The organism is Paracoccus saliphilus (assembly GCF_028553805.1).
Lineage (GTDB): Bacteria > Pseudomonadota > Alphaproteobacteria > Rhodobacterales > Rhodobacteraceae > Paracoccus > Paracoccus saliphilus.
Genome location: NZ_CP067140.1, coordinates 1,474,403 through 1,491,657 on the forward strand (window position 1 = coordinate 1,474,403; position 17,255 = coordinate 1,491,657).

Sequence of the window (17,255 nt, forward strand, 5' to 3'; positions counted from 1 at the left end):
CGCCCCAACCGGCGACCCCGTGGGATATTTGCATGAAGAAGAAAGGGCGGAGGAATATCGCCCTTCACTGCCCGCAAAGGGCCAAATCGAAGAAAAACACGTAAAACCAACGGGAGTAACAAATGAAAACCACTTTAATCCTATCTACCGCTCTGGCCGGGTTCGGCCTGTCCGCCGCCGCGCAGGAGGTGAATGTCGTGTCCTGGGGCGGCGCCTATGAGAGATCGCAGGTCGAGGCCTATAACAAGCCATTCGAGGAAAAGACCGGCATCAAGGTCAACATGATCGCCGCCGACAACCCCTCGACCCCGCTGAAAGCGCAGGTCGAGGCGAATAACGTCACCGGCGATGTCTTCGATATCGAGGTCAGCGACGCGATCCGTCTATGCGATGAGGGCGCGCTGGTCGAGATCGACCCCGCCGATCTGCCGCCCGCGCCCGACGGCACCCCGGCGGTCGAGGATTTCATCGACGGCGCGTTGCAGGATTGCGCGGTGGCCAATATCTACTGGGGCACGGTCATCGCCTATGACACGACGAAATTCGAGGGCGATGCGCCTTCGACGGCGGCCGATTTCTTTGACCTGGAGGCTTTCCCCGGTCAGCGCGGGTTGCCCAAGACGCCCAAGCGCACGCTTTACCTTGCGCTGATCGCCGATGGCGTCCCCGCGGACGAGATTTACGATGCGCTCGAGACGGAAGAGGGCGTGAACCGAGCCTTCGACAAGCTGGACACGATCAAGGACAGCGTCGTCTGGTGGGAGGCCGGGGCGCAGCCGGTGCAGCTTCTGGCCGATGGCGAGGTGAGTATGGCGACCGGCTATAACGGCCGTTTCTTCGATGCGATGGTTGCCGAGGGCAAGCCCTTCGAGATCATCTGGGACGGGCAATACATGGATCTGGACATGTTCGCGATTCCGAAGGGCTCGCCCAATCCCGAGGCGGCGATGGACTACCTGAAATTCGCCACCAGCACCGAGCAGCTGGCCGAGCAGGCGAAATATATCGCCTATGGTCCGGCGCGGAAATCCTCGGCGGCGCTGGTCGGGCTTTACCAGGATGGCGAGACCGAGATGGGGCCGCATATGCCGACCAATCCGGAATATCTTGAAACTGCCGTATTCGACGATCCGGAATTCTGGGCCGATCACGATGCCGAGCTGACCGAGCGTTTCAACAGCTGGCTTGCCGGTTCGTGATGTAAGATTGCCGCCGCCCCGGTGCAGATCGGGGCGGCGGCTTGAATTCCGGGGATATCATGGCGCACGCTTCCGATCCGCAAGCCGCAACTTCTGCCGCCGCAGCGCCCGACGGGCCACTGACCACCGCCGATGGCAAGCCGCTGGCCTGGTCCCTGGCCCGGTCGCAGGCGCGGGCCAGGCGGCGGGCGTTTTTTCTGGTGCTGCCGCTGCTGGCTTTCATCCTGATCACCTTCGTGGTGCCGATCGGGCAGATGTTGCAGCGGTCCTTTTACAATGACGGTTTCTCGGCCAATATGCCCGAGATCTCGCAATGGTTCGCCGAGAATCCGCGCGGGACCGAGCCCAATGATGCGGCATGGACGGCGCTGGCCAATGACCTGCTGGCATCGGCCGAAGAGCGGTCCATCGGTGTCGTCGGCACGCGGATCAACTATGATGTGCCGGGCACGCGGTCGCTGTTCACCTCGACCGGGCGGAAGGTGCGCCGGGGGATCGAGCCGCCTTACCGCGAAGCACTGCTGGAGATGGACGAGGATTGGGCCGATCCCCAGCTTTGGGGCGCGATGCGCGACGCGTCGCGGCCGGTGACCTCGAATTTCTACCTGGCGGCGGTGGACCGGACCCGAGCCGAGGATGGCAGTATCGAGCAGGTCGAACCGCGACAGCGGATCTATGTCATGCTGTTTATGCGGACCTTCTGGCTGTCGGCGCTGATCACCTTCCTGACCTTCGCGCTGGGCTTTCCGATCGCGCATTTGCTGGCGACCCTGCCGATGCGGAAATCCAACCTGCTGATGATCTTGGTGCTGCTGCCCTTCTGGACCTCGCTTCTGGTCAGGACGACATCATGGATGGTGCTGTTGCAGCAACAAGGCGTGATCAACGATATCCTGGTCTGGATGGGTGTGATCGGCGGCTCGCAACGCTTGCAGATGATCTATAACCAGGCGGGGACGATCATCGCCATGACGCATATCCTGCTGCCCTTCATGATCCTGCCGCTCTATTCGGTGATGCGCACGATCAACCCGTCCTATGTCCGGGCCGCCCGCAGCCTGGGCGCGACGAGCTGGACGGCGTTCCGCCGGATCTATTTCCCGCAGACCCTGCCGGGGCTGGGGGCGGGGGCGCTGTTGGTCTTCATCCTCGCGGTCGGCTATTACATCACACCGGCGCTGGTCGGCGGTGCGAGCGGGCAGCTGATCTCGAACCTGATCGCGCAGCATATGACCGACACGTTGAACTGGTCCATGGCGGCGGCGCTGGCAGCGCTGCTGTTGGGATCGGTGCTGATCCTCTACTGGCTGTATGACCGGCTGGTGGGCGTAGACAATCTGAAATTGGGGTAATCGCGAATGGCTGTTCCATCATATGCCACGCGGCTGGAGCGTGTCTGGCACTATACCTACCTGGTGCTGTGCGGGTTGATCTTCTTCTTCCTGATCGCCCCGATCGTGGTGATCATCCCGTTGTCCTTCAATACCGAGCCCTATTTCACCTTTACCGAGAAGATGCTGTCCTTCGATCCCGAGGGATACAGCATGCGCTGGTATGACAGCCTGCTGACCTTTGGCATGAGCGCACCCGACGGGCCTCGCGATGCAAGCTGGTGGGCGGATTCCTGGGCCAATGCGAAATGGGTGAAGGCGGCGAAGAACTCGATCATCATCGGGGTTTTCTCGACGCTGCTGGCAACCTCGCTGGGCACGCTTGCCGCGCTGGGCCTGTCGCGACCGGAGATGCCGTTCCGGCGGGCGATCATGGCGATCCTGATCTCGCCGATGATCGTGCCGCTGATCATCACCGCGACGGGGATGTTCTTCTTCTACTCGAACCCTTGCGAGCTTCTGGGGCTGATCGGGCTGCCGACCGATTGCGGGCGGCTGGCGGGCACCTATCTGGGGGTGATCCTTGCCCATGCGACCTTGGGAATTCCCTTTGTCATCATCACGGTGACGGCGACGCTGGTGGGTTTCGACCAGTCGCTGAACCGGGCGGCGGCCTCGCTTGGGGCCAATCCGCGGACGACATTCTTCCGGGTGACCATGCCGCTGATCCTGCCGGGCGTGATCTCGGGCGCGCTGTTCGCCTTTGTCACCAGCTTTGACGAGGTGGTGGCGGTGCTGTTCATCGCAGGGCCCGAGCAGCAGACCATCCCGCGGCAGATGTGGAACGGCATCCGTGAACAGATCAGCCCGGCGATCCTGGCGGTGGCGACGCTGTTGGTGCTGTTCTCGATTGCGCTTCTGACGACGGTCGAGCTGTTGCGTCGCCGGTCCGAGCGGATCAGGGGGCTGACGCCGCAGTAAACCCTCTGCAGTAAATCCGGAGCTGAGGCCGGGCGATGAGCGGTGGGCTGCCGATCCCGCGTGGGGTATTGCGACGATTCCGGTAATCGGACGTTAATTCTATCCAGAGCGGAACCAATCTAGGTAATTACGCGTATATCATATACAGACTTCTGGTGGCAGAAGCTGTGTACAGCAGGACTTCATACCTCCTGTTGATACGTTCACGAGTATTCACCCGCGCCATCACCGGCGCGGGTTTTTTCATAGGTAATCATGCGCATGGACTGAACGGTTCAGTTCCGTCATGGTGAGCGGCACAACGGTCATCGTTCCCGTTGTTGTGTGTCCAGATACTTGCCCGCGCCGTCTCTCTGGCGTGGGCATTTTTTTGGGTGCACTCTGCCGGACAAGGCATTTTTCACATTGCTGACATATGGGCGCGGTAGGGTGCCCGCATTGTTGCTCGTATCGATTTTCAGGCAGGTATCCTCCCGGCGGGGCCTCTCGCACCGTGCAGGGGACAATGTTTTTCAGTTAGCCCGCCCTTCGTGGCGGGCTTTTTCATGCGGCATTCCGGTGCTTCGGACCTCATGCTAGGGCAGTTTTCGGTTAATCAGGCTCAGTTCCGAATTGCGTCCCGCGATGGCCGGGGGCGCTGCCCCCGGACCCCCGGGATATTTGCATGAAGAAGAAGCGGGGAGAGTGATTTCGATAAAGCGCGAATTGCTCTAGGGTACCGGGGAACATGACCGAGGCCGGAGCCGGAAGTGGAACTGCATCAAATCAGCCTGACGGGCGCGGTGGGACGAATCCGGTCGGGCGAGATCTCTGCGCTGGAATACTCGACGGCGCTTGTCGAACGGGCGCAGGCTTTCAGCACCTTGAACGCGTTCACATATTTCGATCCCGAGCGGGTTCTGGACGCGGCAAGGCAGGCCGATCTGCGCCAAGCAAGGGGAGAGGCGCTGGGCCCGTTGCATGGCGTGCCATTGGCGATCAAGGACAGTATCGATATCGAGGGGCTGCCGACGGGCGGCGGCACGCCGGTGCTGCGCGACAATATCGTCCGGCGCACGGCACCGATGATCCGGTCGCTCTTCGATGCCGGGGCGCTTTGCTTCGGGAAGACCAATCTTTACGAGCTTGCCTTTGGCATCACCAGCAACAACCGGCATACGGGTGCGGTCCGGAACCCCTGCGATTCGGAGCGTTCGGCGGGTGGAAGCAGCGGCGGATCGGCTGCGGCAGTCGCCGCCGGTATGGTTCCTGCGGCGATCGGGTCGGACACGGCGGGCTCTGTCCGCATTCCGGCGGCGCATTGTGGCATCCTTGGCTTTCGGCCATCGCATGGGCGCTATGACAGCACCGGGTTCATGCCGCTCTTTCCGTCGCGTGATGCGCCCGGGGTGATGGCCCGTTCGGTGGAAGATCCGTTGCGCTCGGTCGGGCGGCGGGCGCTTTTGTCCGGGGCCAATCTGCTGGCGATCGGGGATGGATCGGCGGAGCGGTGGGAATTGCTGCAATTCGCCCGGGCCGAGCCGGTGGGTGACGGGATCTGGGAAATCCGCGAACGTCTGCGCGGGCAGGCGGGGACGGATGGGGTGATGCCTCGCCTTTGGCCAGCCGGGTCGCTGGTGGTGCTGATCGACGGGGCGGTGCGGCAGGTGGCCTTGCCGCCCTCGGCGCGTGGACAGGAGCGGTTCTGGCGGATCGGCCCGGCGCTGCGCGCGCCCGACGATGCCAGTTACCGGGGGCTTGTGACCGGGGCGAGGGGGATCGGGCTGCGCCCCTATGCGCCTTGTCATCTGCGGATCGAGGGGCGGCGGGTCAGCTGGATCCGGCGGGCGCGGGTGGATGGCGATGGCTGGGACGGGCCCGATGTGCCGCTGGGCGAGGCGCGGGAGGCCTATCTGCTGCGGTTGAGCCGGGGCGGCGAGGTGATCCATCAGGTTCAGGTTCCTGTCCCGGAATACCGGGTGCCGGAGGAGGTCTGGTCGGCGGCGCTTGCCGGAGGGGCGTTCACGGTCGCGGTTGCGCAACTGTCGGACCAGTTCGGGGCCGGGCCATTTGTCAGGAGGGATTTCAATGACGGCGCATGACACGATGCGGCTTAAGATGCCGCTGTTGCAGCCTGCACAGGCGCAGAAGCATGTGACGGTGAACGAGGCGCTGATGCGGTTGGACGGGATGGTGAACCTGGTGTTGCAAAGCATCTCGGTTCGGTTGCCGCCGCTGGCGGTGATCGACGGGCAGTGCTGGGGCGTGCCCTCGGGGGCGGAAGGCGCATGGGCGGGGCAAGGGGGCCGGATCGCCATCGGTTCGAATGGCGGTTGGGTCTTCGTGACGCCCTCGGCGGGGATGCGGGGCTTTGTCGCCGACCGTGGCGCGCAGGCGATCCATGACGGTGCGGAATGGGTTGTCGGGGCGGTCACGCTTGGCGGGTATGGCTCGGGGATGGTGGCCGGGATGGCCGAGGCCGAGGTCTCGGTGGGCAGTGGTGCCAGTTTCGAGACTCCGGTGATCATCCCGGATGGGGTGATGGTGATCGGCGCGGTGGCGCGGGTGATCGAGCCGCTGCGCGGGAGTTTGTCCAAGTGGCGGTTGGGAACCAAGGGCGCAGAGGATCGCTTTGGCAAGGGGTTGGGAATTCAGAAGAATTCCTGGGCGCGCGGGATACTGGGCAGTCCGGTGAGCTATTACGCGCCCGCGCCACTGGTCATGACGGCCGAGGGTGGCGAGTTCGCGGCTGGCCGGGTCAGGCTGGCGGTGCATTGGTGGGAGTTGCGCTTGCCGCGAATGGAGGGCTGAGTGCGGGAACGCCGGGAAATGTCGGGCAAGTCGCCAGGAATTCGGAACCGGCATCATTGAGCTGGGCGGTTTTGATCCGGTCCTCGATGTGCCATTCGGTCCTGAAGGGGATGAAAGCCGCACGGAACCTTGTGATCGTCTCGGTTCGGAGTCCGGGCGAATTGCCGTCCCCCGCTTTTCCCGGCGGTCATTCTGGGTTATGAATGGGACCCTGACAAATGGCGAACAGGTGCCGGGATGAATATGCAGCAAGGCAGCAAGACGCCTCTGGATCTGGATCGTGACGCGGTCTGGGCGCAGATTCGCGACGAGGCGTCGCAGGCGATCCAGGATGAGCCGCTTCTGGGATCGGTGATCCATTCCGGGCTGCTGCATCACCGCAGCCTGGAGGCCGCGCTGGCCTATCGCTTCTCGCAGAAGCTGGCCTCGGGCGAGATGAGCGAGCAGATCCTGCGCGAGATCGGGGACGAGGCGCATCGGATGTCGCCCGAGCTGGGCGATGCGGCGCGAAACGATCTGCTGGCGGTTTATGACCGCGACCCGGCGACGCATCGGCTGATCCAGCCGATCCTGTTCTTCAAGGGTTTCCAGGCGTTGCAGGCCTATCGCATGGCGCATTGGCTGTGGCGGCAGGAGCGGCGCGACCTGGCCTATTTCGTGCAGATGCGCTGTTCGGAATGTTTCGGGGTCGATATCCACCCGGCGGCGCGGATCGGCACCGGGGTGATGATCGATCATGCCCATTCCATCGTCATCGGCGAGACCGCGACGGTCGGCAATGACGTGTCGATGCTGCATTCGGTGACCCTGGGCGGGACCGGCAAGGAGGATGGCGACCGGCATCCCAAGGTCGGTGACGGGGTGATGATCGGCGCCGGTGCCAAGGTGCTGGGCAATATCCGCATCGGCCATCATTCGCGCATCGCGGCGGGCTCGGTGGTGCTGCACGAGGTTCCCTCTTGCAAGACCGTGGCCGGGGTGCCGGCGCGGGTGATCGGCGATGCGGGCTGTTCGGAGCCGTCGCAATCGATGAACCAGTTGCTGGGGATCGAGGATTACCTTTAGCACCGGGAGCCGGTGACCGGGTTTTCCGGTGGCGCGGTTTTGCGGGGCTCTGCCCCGTCGCCGTGCCGGCGACTCCCCGGGATATTTGCATGAAGAAGAAGTGGGAGGCGCCCGGATTTACAACCAGTCGCTTGCGCCGCTGCCGGTGAGTTCGGGCAGGCTGAGCTTGTCGCGGGTGAGGCGGGCGTCGAGTTCCTCGGCGATCCGGGGGGCGAGCGAGAAGCCCTGATAGATCAGTGCCGAATAGAGCTGGATTGCCGAGGCCCCGGCACGCAGCTTGTCCCATGCCTGCTGTGCCGAGCCGATGCCACCGGTGCCGATCAGGGGGATCTCGCCCCCGGTTTCGCGGTAGAGGCGGGCGAGGATGGCGGTCGAGCGCCGAAACAGGGGCGCGCCGGAGAGGCCTCCGGTTTCGGAACCGTGCGGATCGGTCAGCCCGTCGCGTGACAGCGTGGTATTGGTGGCAATAATCGCGTCGATGCGGGCATTGCGGGCGACCGCGGCGATGTCCGACAGCGCGGTATCGTCGAGATCGGGGGCGATCTTGATGAAAACCGGCACGCGTCGGGGCAGGGCGTCGCGGGCGGCGATGACGCCGTCGAGCAGCGCGGCGAGGGCATCAGCGCCCTGAAGGTCGCGCAGCTTCTCGGTATTTGGGGAGGAGACGTTGACGGTCAGGAAATCTGCGGAACCGCCCGCGATGCGGGTGACCTCGGCGAAATCGGCGGCCCGGTCGGTGCTGTCCTTGTTGGCGCCGATATTGAGGCCCACGGGGACGCCCTTGGGGCGGGCGGCGAGGCGGGCGGCGATGGCCGCTGCACCGTCATTGTTGAAGCCGAAGCGGTTGATGATCGCGCGGTCCGGGGTCAGCCGGAAAAGGCGCGGTTTCGGGTTGCCCGGTTGAGGGCGGGGCGTGGCGGCGCCAAGCTCGACAAAGCCGAAGCCCGCACGCATCAGCGGCGCGGCGGCGCGGGCGTTCTTGTCATAGCCCGCCGCCAGGCCGACCGGGTTGGGCAGGCTGAGCCCGGCGAGTTCGCTGCGCAGCCGGTCCGAGGTGACGGGCGCGCCGGGCAGGGGGACGAGGCCCATGGCGAGAGCCCGGATCGACAGGTCGTGCGCCTGTTCGGGGTCGAGGCAATGCAGGGCGCGAAGGCCGAGCTTCTCGATCAGTCTCATTCCAGTGGTCCTGTCTCGTGGCCATCTGCGCCGCGCGTGATGGCGCGGGTCCAGCGGATATCGGTCATCTCGAACGTGCGGTAGAGATGCGGGAAGAGATCGCCGCCGCGCGAGGGCTCCCACCGCAGATCGTCGCCCAATGCCTGCGCGTCGCAGGCCAGCAGGGTGAGGTCGTCCTCATCCGCGAAATGCTTGGCCAGCGTTCCGGGAAGCTGGGCGGCGGTCGAGAAGTGCACGAAACCGTCGGCAATATCGACCGGGGCGCCGGCGCTGTGGCCATCGGACCGCAGGGTGGCCCATTCGGATGCACGGAGGATTTTATAGATCAACATGGGCGCATTTGCCGTGTGCGAGGGGGTGGGGTCAAGATGCCGGTCGCTTCGGCAGAGCATTTATGCACAGCGCCTTGTCGTATCGCTGTTACGACCGGCGGCTGGAGCAATTTACGCTTGATCGAACTCACTCTCCCCCGCTTCTTCTTCATGCAAGTATCCCGGGGGTCCGGGGGCAGCGCCCCCGGCCATCGCGGGACGCAATTTGGAACTGAGTCTGATTAACCGCAAACTGCTATAACCCGCATTAGGGATTTGACCAGCTTCCGGGCTTGGGTCAATCTGGCCGAGGGATATCAACAGGGTAGAAGGGAAACAGGGATGAGTGTTCGCGTTCTGACGGCGGCTTCGGTCATGGCGTTATTCGCCGGGGCGGCCCAGGCCGAGACGGTGCTGCATATCCTGCACACCAACGATCTGCACAGCCGGATCGAGCCGATCAACAAATATGACAGCACCTGCGATGCCGAGACCCGCGAGGCCGGAGAATGTTTTGGCGGCGTGGCGCGGGTGGCGACCAAGATCGGGGAGCTGCGCGAGCAGATCACTGCAGAGGGCGGCAATGTGCTGGTGCTGGATGCGGGGGACCAGTACCAGGGGTCGCTCTTCTACACGACCTACAAGGGCAAGGACGTGGCCGAGTTCATGACCGATATCGGCTATGACGCGATGGCGCTTGGCAACCACGAATTCGATGATGGCCCGGAAGGGGCGGTGGTGCTGGCCGATGGGGTCGAGTTTCCGGTAATTTCGGGCAACCTGGACCTGTCGCAGTCGAATATCCTCAAGGAGAAGATCGGCGACACGCTGACGCTTGAGGTCGGTGGCGAAAAGATCGGGATCGTGTCGGCGCTGGCGATGGATACGCCCGAGACCTCTTCTCCCGGTCCGAATGTCATCTTCATGGACGATATCGAGAGCCTGAAGGGGGATGTGCAGGAACTGACCGATGCGGGAGTGAACAAGATCATCGCGCTGACCCATGTGGGCTATCTGCGCGATCAGGACTATGCCGTAGAGGTGGCGGGGATCGACGCGATCATCGGCGGGCATTCGCATACGCTGCTGGGCGATATGGAGGGGGCCGAGGGGCCTTATCCGACCATGGTCGAGGGGCCGGAAGGTGCCGAGGTTCCGGTCGCAACCGCCTATGCCTATTCGAAATATCTGGGCCACCTGGTGCTGACCTTCGACGATGCAGGAAATCTGACCAAGGCCGAGGGCGAGCCGATCCTGCTGGACAATTCGGTGCCCGAGGACGAGGCGATTGCCGCCCGTGTCGAGGAAATGGCGGCGCCGATCGAAGAGTTGCGGCAGAAGGTGGTGGCCGAGACGGCGGCGCCAATCGGGGGAGACCGTGTGAATTGCCGCGCCAAGGAATGCGAGATGGGCACGCTGGTGGCCGATGCGATGCTGGACCGGGTCAAGGACCAGGGCATGAGCATCGCGATTGCCAATGGCGGCGGGCTGCGTGCCTCTATCGACGAGGGGCCGATCACCATGGGCGAGGTCTATACCGTGCTGCCTTTCCAGAACACGCTGGCGACCTTTGAGCTGAAGGGGGCCGATGTGGTGGCGGCGCTGGAGAACGGTGCCAGCCAGTATGAGGAGGGCGCAGGCCGCTTCGCGCAGGTGGCCGGGTTGAAATACACGGTCGATCCCGCCGCCGAGGTGGGAAGCCGGATCAGCGAGGTGATGGTCGCGCAGGATGGCGATTGGGCGCCGATCGATCCCGAGGCGGTCTATGGCGTGGTGTCCAACAACTACATGCGCGGAGGCGGGGACGGCTATGACGTTTTCGCGAACAACGCGCAGAACGCCTATGATTTCGGTCCCGACCTAGCGGAGGTTCTGGCCGATTACCTGGCTGCTCAGGGACCGGATTATGCGCCCATGCTTGATGGGCGGATTACGGTGAAATAGGGGCTCTGTCCCGTCGCCATTCCGGCGACTCCCCGGGATATTTGCATGAAGAAGAAGGGCTGCCTGAGGAGGGTGGCCCTTTTTCCTTTGCGTGGGCGCGGGGCGGTAAAGTTAATCGGGATCAGCGGGTGCGGTGAGGCTCATGGGATGGAGGCAGGTTGAGACCGAGATAGACCGCGCCGGGGATGGGGTTGTGATAATAGGGCGCGATGGGTCGGAAACCGAGACGGTCATAGAGGCGCAGGGCGTCCTGCATGTGATCGAGCGTGTCGAGCACCATGCGGCGATATCCGGCTTGACGCGCCGCCTCGATCACATGTGCCGCGAGCTTGCGGCCCAACCCGGTGCCGCGTGCCTCGGGGCGTAGGTAGAGGCGTTTCATCTCGCAAGTTCCCTCATTTAGAGGGCGCATGGCCACGCAGCCGAGGGTGAGATTGTCGGCGCGCTCTGCCAGCAACGCGATTCCCGTTGGCGGGGCGTATTTGCCGGGCAGGGCGGCCAGTTCGGCCTCGAAATCCTGGAAGTCGAGATCCACTGCCAGCCAATCCGCATATTCGCGGAAGAGTTGCCGCAGTGTTGGCGTGTCATCCGGGAAACCTGCCGGGCGGATATCGATCTGTTCCATGCGAGCAGAGATAGGCCGAGCCGGAAGGAAGCTCAAGCCCGGGTGCGGCTGTCGGAGACGAGCGGTTTTCCGTTCCTGACATGCTGTTTCGCCAGCTTGCGTCCCTCGCGCCCGTTCAGCAGCCGTCGGGCGGATCGCGGGCGATAGCCCGGCTGCGCGAGTTTGGGAAAGAGCGAGAGGATCTCGCGCCGCGCGGCGCCTCCGAGGGATTGCATCGCCTGCGGGCCGGTGAAGAGGCTCTCGGTCCAGGTGCCGTTCGAGAGGACGAGTTCATGATTGTCGAACAGCATGTGCCAATAGGTGACGCCATCTTCTGGGCAGAGGACCTCTATCCCCGGAAGATTGGCCAGATGCTTGGCGGCGACGAGGATTTCGTCCTGATCGAACATGCGTCGCGCGATCCTGGAATTGACGAGGATTCGGTGCTGGGGCGAGACCGTCAGGTCCCGCTCGGGCAGGCCGGGGCCGAGCGCGCCTGCCCGGAGCAGGATCGGGCGCAGATTGAGGCAGAGATCAAGCTGACGGTTGTCCACATGCCGGTGGCCGATCCAGGCGATGCTGCGCGGACCGTGGTCGCGGGTCACGACCAGGTCGCCGGGGCAGAGCGTTTCGATGGGTCGCGGGCCAGAGGTTGTTTCGATGAGGCTGCCGGTCGTGAAACATGGCACCGAGGGTGGGTAGTCCGGGACGTTTTGATCTTCTCTGAACACGTTGACGGTGCCGATGAACCTGAATGTTTCTGTCCTGTCGAAGATTGGATAGGCAAGAGTGCCGTCCTCTGTCTGCCGAGGCTCGGGGAAAACCAGGACCGAGTGCTTGTTCCCCAGTTCCGTACCAAATCGTTCCTCGGAGAAAACGCGGGGAAACATGACGCGAAAATGATTGCCGTGACTGTCCTCGATACGAGAACCGATGAAGCTGGCGAGCCGTGTGCCTGTGGGCACCGCACTGGGATCATTGCCGAAAACCGTGTCCTGGATCAGGGATTGCCCGGTCTTGTCCAGATCCCTATATCGGCTGTTGAAGCTGCTATCGTCGTCCTCCAGCAGGATGATGTCTTCTTGTGCGCCGCCGAGGTCGAAGGGCACGTTCACATGGCTGTTCGACCAGGGGGCGAATCCTCCACTCACGGTTCCCGTTGGGATTGGTTCGTCGAAAGTCAGCATCGTGATTTCGTATTTCATCGCATCTTCACCCGTCTGTTCCGCAGTTGCCGAAGTCGCGGCAAGGCCCGGCGTCGCGGCCGGGCCTGCAGCGGTCCGTCGATGACCGGGTTTAGCGGGAAGAGGTTGCGGAAGGCTTAAGCCCGACCGGACGAGCCGGGCCTATATGTCCACGGGGGTTACCTGCCGCAGATGCGCGGACATGCCGGTTCCGCGCTCGCGATAGGGGGTGCTGCCATATTGGGCGCGGTAGCATTTCGAGAAATGCGAGGGGCTGGAGAAGCCCGAGGCCAGCGCGATCTCGATGATCGACATCTCGGTCTGCATCAGCAGGTTGCGCGCGCGGGCGAGCCGGGTTTCCATGTAATAGCGTTTAGGGCTGCGGTTGAGATAGCGGCGGAACAGCCGTTCGAGCTGACGCGTCGACATGCCGGCATCGGTAGCCAGCCTTGCCGGGCTGACCGGGTCTTCGACATTGGCTTCCATCCGCGCGATGACGGCGGCCAGCCTTGGATGGCGCACACCGATCCGTGTCGGGATGGAGAGGCGCTGCCTGTCCTGGTCGGTGCGGATGCCGGTATGCAGCATCTGGTCGGCCAGCTCGGCGGCCAGCTCGTCGCCATGCGCTTCGGCGATCAGGTGCAGCATTAGGTCGATCGAAGAGGTGCCGCCCGCCGCGGTCAGCCGGTTGCCGTCATGAACGAAGACCGAGCGGAACAGCGTCACCTCGGGGAAAGCCTCGGCAAAGCCGTCATGATATTCCCAGTGGATCGTGGCTTTGCGGCCGTCGAGCAGCCCGGCCACCGCCAGCACCCAAGCGCCGGTGCAGACCGCCCCGATCGACGCGCCGCCTCGCGCCTTGCGGCGCAGCCAGTTCAGCACCGGCCTTGTTGCCTCATGCGAGACCTCGGTGCCACCGCAGACGATCACCACCTCGTCGCGATCCGTCGGGACATCGCCCTCCAGCCCCTCATGCAGCATGACGCGGGTGCCGTTCGAGCAGATGGCCGCATCGCCCGGTGGGCCAACCAGCCGCCATTGATATAGTTGTTTCCCTGCAGCGCGGTTGGCCAACCGCAACGGCTCTATCGCTGCCGAGAAGGGCAGCAACGTGAAACGGTCGAGGAGCAGGAAGGTGAAACGGCGCGGTTTGTCGGATTGCATGGAGCTGTCTCTGCGCAAGTGTAGCGACCACCTCACAACAGGGAATTTCAGATATGCGCAAGATCTGAAATTATGCGTCTCGTCCCATTTGCTTATGCGCAAGATCCGAAAATCTCGCCTCTCATGGTACTCGCTTCGTGTTTGCGAGGCAATGTGCTCTTTCCCTGAGGGGGCGAAGCGATTATATCGGCCCGACAGTCTTTCAAGGAGCATGTGCCATGACGCAGGAGAATCGCAAACCCGCCGCTGCCCAGAACTGGGACAAGGCTGGCTGGCGCGCCTATCCGCGCGTGCAGATGCCGGATTATACCGATGCCGCCGCGTTGGCGGTGGCAGAGGAGCAGCTTCGCCGTTACCCGCCGCTGGTTTTCGCGGGCGAGGCGCTGCGCCTGCGCGCGCAGCTTGCCGAAGTGTCGGAAGGCCGCGCCTTCCTGCTGCAGGGCGGCGATTGCGCCGAGAGCTTTGCCGAGTTCAGCGCCGACAATATCCGTGACACCTTCAAGGTGATGCTGCAAATGGCGGTGGTGCTGACCTGGGGCGCGCAGCTTCCGGTGGTCAAGGTCGGACGCATGGCGGGCCAGTTCGCCAAGCCCCGCAGCGCCCCGACCGAGACGGTGGATGGCGTCGAGCTGCCCAGCTATCGCGGCGATATCATCAACGGTTTCGACTTCACCTCCGAGGCGCGGGTTCCCGATCCGGGCCGGATGCTGGCTGCCTATACGCAGGCGGCGTCATCGCTGAACCTGCTGCGGGCCTATTCGACCGGCGGCTATGCCGACATGCACCTGGTCCAGAACTGGATCGCCGATTTCGTCGGCGGGCCAGAGGCGGCGAAATACCGCGATATCGCCGACCGTATCCGCGACGCGATGGCCTTCATGCAGGCAGCGGGCGTGAATTCCGACACCGCTCATCAGTTGAGCAAGGTGGATTTCTACACCAGCCACGAGGCGCTGCTGCTGGAATATGAAGAGGCACTGGCGCGTGTCGATGCGACGACCGGGGTGACGGTTGCGGGATCGGGTCACATGATCTGGATCGGCGACCGCACCCGTCAGCCCGATGGCGCGCATGTGGAATTCTGCCGCGGCGTGCATAACCCGATCGGTCTGAAATGCGGCCCAAGCATGACGAGCGAGGATCTCAAGCTGCTTCTCGCCAAGCTGAACCCCGAGAACGAGGCGGGGCGGCTGACGCTGATCTCGCGTTTCGGTGCGGGCAAGGTCGGGGATCACCTGCCACAATTGATCAAGGTGGTGCAGGAAGAGGGGGCGAAGGTCGTCTGGCATTGCGATCCGATGCATGGCAACACGATCAAATCGGCCTCGGGCTACAAGACCCGGCCATTCGATTCCGTGCTGCGCGAGGTGCGCGAGTTCTTCGCGATCCATGGCGCCGAGGGCACCATTCCCGGCGGCGTGCATTTCGAGATGACCGGCCGCGACGTGACCGAATGCACCGGGGGCGTGCGCGCGGTGACGGACGAGGATCTGTCCGACCGCTATCACACCGCCTGCGATCCGCGCCTGAATGCCAGCCAGTCGCTGGAACTGGCCTTCCTGGTGGCCGAGGAGTTGCGCGCCCGCCGCGAGGCGGCAGCGGCTCCGTCAAACGGCGTCAAGGTCGGCTGAGCAAATGTTGCATTGTTAACGGGAAAAGGCGGCCATCGGGGCTGCCTTTTTCATTTCCAACGCCGGTGAACCCAGAACCATTGTTCCATATGGCGGCGCACCAGCGCCTCGAGATCGTCATTCAGCGCCTGCATCATCGCGGCGGGTTCACCATGTTCGACCGGTTCACCCACATGGACGCGAAAGGACAGCCCGTCGGGTTGGCGGATGCCATGCACCGGCAGGATCAACGCGTCATAGCGGATCGCCAGTTCGGCCGGGGTCAGAACGGTCCTGCTTGGCAGACCGAAGAATTCCAGCTCGGGCGCGTGCCGGTCATGCTGGTCGAAGCCGAGGGCAAGCCAGCCGCCTCCTTTCAGGAAGCGCAGCATCGCCGCCAGCCCGGCCCGCCCGCGCGGAAAGAGCGGCTCTGCGATGGCGGTGATCGCCGGGATATAGTGGCGGTTGAAGGCCTCGTTATTCATCGGCCTATATAGCGCGCCGACCGGCCAGCCGCGACTGGCCAGCGCCGTGCGCATGGCGTCGTAATTGCCGAAATGGGCGCAGCCGATGATGACTGGCCGTCCCGCCTCGAAGGCGGCTTCCAGCGCGGACAGGCCCGGCCCTTCCAGCGGATCGGCCTCGCGGATGCGGCGGGTGAATTCCTCGCCCGAATAGATCTCGGCCACCGAGCGGCCGGCATTGCTTGGCACCGCGCGCACCAATGCCTCGACCTCCTTGCCGGTCAAATCGGGCCTTGCCAATGCCAGGTTGTCACGAATCCGACGCCGCCAGCCCGCGACCGGTGCCAGCAGATGCGAGAACAGCCAGCCCATGGCGGGGATGCGCCGCTCATATGGCAGCAGCCGCACCAGCCCCATGACCGCTAGAAAGGCGCCATTCGCGAGCCGGTCGCTCAGCGGTAATCTGTCATCTTCGCTCATTGATCCTTTCGCGCCGCACGGGCTTCGCGCGACCAGACATAGAGACCTGCGCCCACGATAATGGCTGCCCCAAGGATGGTCCAGCGGTCTGGAAACTGGCCGAAGAACAGCAGGCCCCACAACCCGGCCCAGATCAGCCCGGTATAACCGAAGGGCGCCAGCACCCCGGCCTCGGCGGTGGAGAAGGCGCGGACCAGAAGCCACTGGCTGAGCGTGCCGAAAAAGGCCAGCAGCAGGAAAACCCACCAATGCGCGGGATCGATCGGCTGCCAGATGAAGGGCACGATCGCAGAGGTCGCGACAGTGCCGAACACCGCCGACCACATGACCGAGGTTTCGACCGAATCGCTGCGCACCATGCGTGTCAGCAAGGCGCCCATGGCAAAGGTGAAGGCCCCGGCCAGCGGCAGGAGCGCGGCAGGCTGGAAAACACCCAATCCGGGGCGGATAATGATGAATGCTCCGATCATCGCCGCCGCGATCCCCGTCACCCTGCGCGGTCCGATCCTTTCACCCAGGAACAGCGCGGCGCCCAAGGTGATCAGCACCGGGTTCAGATCCATGATCGCGGTCGCCTCGGCCAACCCGATATATTGCAACGAGGTGAAGAACAGCCCCACCGAGCCAAGCTGCATCAGGGCCCGGCCTGCCTGCAATCCCGGTTGCCGCGTTCGCAGCAGGCCGAATATGCGCCCTCGGAAAATGGCAGTAAAAATCAGGATATTGCCGACGAAACGTGCCCAGACCACCTGCGCCGGGTGATAATGCTGCGTCAGGAATTTCGCGGTGGCGTCCATCAGGGTGAATCCAAGGATCGCCCCCAGGAGCAGGGCTATCCCGGCCGCGTTTCCACCCGCCGCAGGACGGCGTAGCCCGTCCCGCTCGCGCCCCATCAGAGCAAAGGCCCGCGCCAGGACTTGCATCAGCCGTGCACCGAAACAGCCGGACAGAT

Annotated in this window: 15 protein-coding genes; 8 read left to right on the forward strand and 7 right to left on the reverse strand. The window is 63.8% G+C overall.

From position 1 onward, the window contains the following. Nucleotides 1–122: 122 nt before the first annotated feature. The 6 genes from JHX88_RS06960 to cysE all read left to right on the forward strand — a co-directional run bounded on the left by JHX88_RS06960 (nucleotide 123) and on the right by cysE (nucleotide 7,366). Nucleotides 123–1,199, forward strand: coding sequence for an ABC transporter substrate-binding protein (locus JHX88_RS06960; protein WP_076527163.1), 1,077 nt, complete (start codon nucleotides 123–125; stop codon nucleotides 1,197–1,199). 59 nt (nucleotides 1,200–1,258) lie between these two features. Continuing rightward, a complete protein-coding gene (locus JHX88_RS06965) occupies nucleotides 1,259–2,551 on the forward strand; it encodes an ABC transporter permease (protein ID WP_076527162.1) in 1,293 nt (430 codons plus the stop codon). Between the two features lie 6 nt (nucleotides 2,552–2,557). Next, nucleotides 2,558–3,511, forward strand: coding sequence for an ABC transporter permease (locus tag JHX88_RS06970; protein WP_076527161.1), 954 nt, complete (start codon nucleotides 2,558–2,560; stop codon nucleotides 3,509–3,511). A 749-nt stretch (nucleotides 3,512–4,260) separates the two neighbouring features. After that, complete coding sequence (locus tag JHX88_RS06975; protein WP_076527160.1) at nucleotides 4,261–5,592, forward strand: amidase family protein; 1,332 nt, start codon at nucleotides 4,261–4,263, stop codon at nucleotides 5,590–5,592. After that, a complete protein-coding gene (locus tag JHX88_RS06980; protein WP_076527159.1) occupies nucleotides 5,579–6,301 on the forward strand; it encodes a DUF2793 domain-containing protein in 723 nt (240 codons plus the stop codon). The genes JHX88_RS06975 and JHX88_RS06980 overlap by 14 nt, the downstream gene beginning before the upstream one ends. Before the next feature lie 237 nt (nucleotides 6,302–6,538). After that, a complete protein-coding gene (gene cysE / locus JHX88_RS06985) occupies nucleotides 6,539–7,366 on the forward strand; it encodes a serine O-acetyltransferase (RefSeq protein WP_076527158.1) in 828 nt (275 codons plus the stop codon). Nucleotides 7,367–7,483: 117 nt separating this feature from the next. Here the strand turns inward: cysE and JHX88_RS06990 are convergent, their stop codons facing one another. Further along, nucleotides 7,484–8,542 carry a quinone-dependent dihydroorotate dehydrogenase gene (locus JHX88_RS06990; RefSeq protein WP_076527157.1) on the reverse strand — a complete coding sequence of 353 codons (1,059 nt, stop codon included), beginning with the start codon at nucleotides 8,540–8,542 and terminating at the stop codon, nucleotides 7,484–7,486. Then, nucleotides 8,539–8,874 (reverse strand): DUF952 domain-containing protein, encoded by a 336-nt coding sequence (locus JHX88_RS06995; protein ID WP_076527156.1) that lies wholly within the window; start codon nucleotides 8,872–8,874, stop codon nucleotides 8,539–8,541. Before JHX88_RS06995 ends, JHX88_RS06990 begins: the two co-directional genes overlap by 4 nt. A 321-nt stretch (nucleotides 8,875–9,195) precedes the next feature. Here JHX88_RS06995 and JHX88_RS07000 point away from each other — a divergent pair, with 321 nt between their 5' ends. Further along, nucleotides 9,196–10,797: a bifunctional metallophosphatase/5'-nucleotidase gene (locus tag JHX88_RS07000; RefSeq protein ID WP_076527155.1), complete on the forward strand. Its 1,602-nt coding sequence runs from the start codon at nucleotides 9,196–9,198 to the stop codon at nucleotides 10,795–10,797. A gap of 121 nt (nucleotides 10,798–10,918) precedes the next feature. On the opposite strand, the gene JHX88_RS07005 is transcribed toward JHX88_RS07000, so the two are convergent. The 3 genes from JHX88_RS07005 to JHX88_RS07015 form a co-directional block, all read right to left on the reverse strand. Further along, nucleotides 10,919–11,422 (reverse strand): GNAT family N-acetyltransferase, encoded by a 504-nt coding sequence (locus JHX88_RS07005; protein ID WP_076527154.1) that lies wholly within the window; start codon nucleotides 11,420–11,422, stop codon nucleotides 10,919–10,921. Between the two features lie 32 nt (nucleotides 11,423–11,454). Beyond that, nucleotides 11,455–12,606 (reverse strand): Hint domain-containing protein, encoded by a 1,152-nt coding sequence (locus JHX88_RS07010; RefSeq protein ID WP_076527153.1) that lies wholly within the window; start codon nucleotides 12,604–12,606, stop codon nucleotides 11,455–11,457. Nucleotides 12,607–12,747: 141 nt separating this feature from the next. Next, nucleotides 12,748–13,749, reverse strand: a complete 1,002-nt coding sequence (locus tag JHX88_RS07015; RefSeq protein WP_076527152.1) for a GlxA family transcriptional regulator — start codon at nucleotides 13,747–13,749, stop codon at nucleotides 12,748–12,750. Between the two features lie 218 nt (nucleotides 13,750–13,967). Here JHX88_RS07015 and JHX88_RS07020 point away from each other — a divergent pair, with 218 nt between their 5' ends. After that, on the forward strand, nucleotides 13,968–15,380 hold the full coding sequence (locus JHX88_RS07020; RefSeq protein WP_076527151.1) for a class II 3-deoxy-7-phosphoheptulonate synthase: 1,413 nt from the start codon (nucleotides 13,968–13,970) through the stop codon (nucleotides 15,378–15,380). 50 nt (nucleotides 15,381–15,430) lie between these two features. Here the strand turns inward: JHX88_RS07020 and JHX88_RS07025 are convergent, their stop codons facing one another. After that, on the reverse strand, nucleotides 15,431–16,303 hold the full coding sequence (locus tag JHX88_RS07025; protein ID WP_076527150.1) for a lysophospholipid acyltransferase family protein: 873 nt from the start codon (nucleotides 16,301–16,303) through the stop codon (nucleotides 15,431–15,433). Next, nucleotides 16,300–17,226 (reverse strand): DMT family transporter, encoded by a 927-nt coding sequence (locus tag JHX88_RS07030; protein ID WP_272848206.1) that lies wholly within the window; start codon nucleotides 17,224–17,226, stop codon nucleotides 16,300–16,302. Before JHX88_RS07030 ends, JHX88_RS07025 begins: the two co-directional genes overlap by 4 nt. Nucleotides 17,227–17,255: the final 29 nt, after the last annotated feature.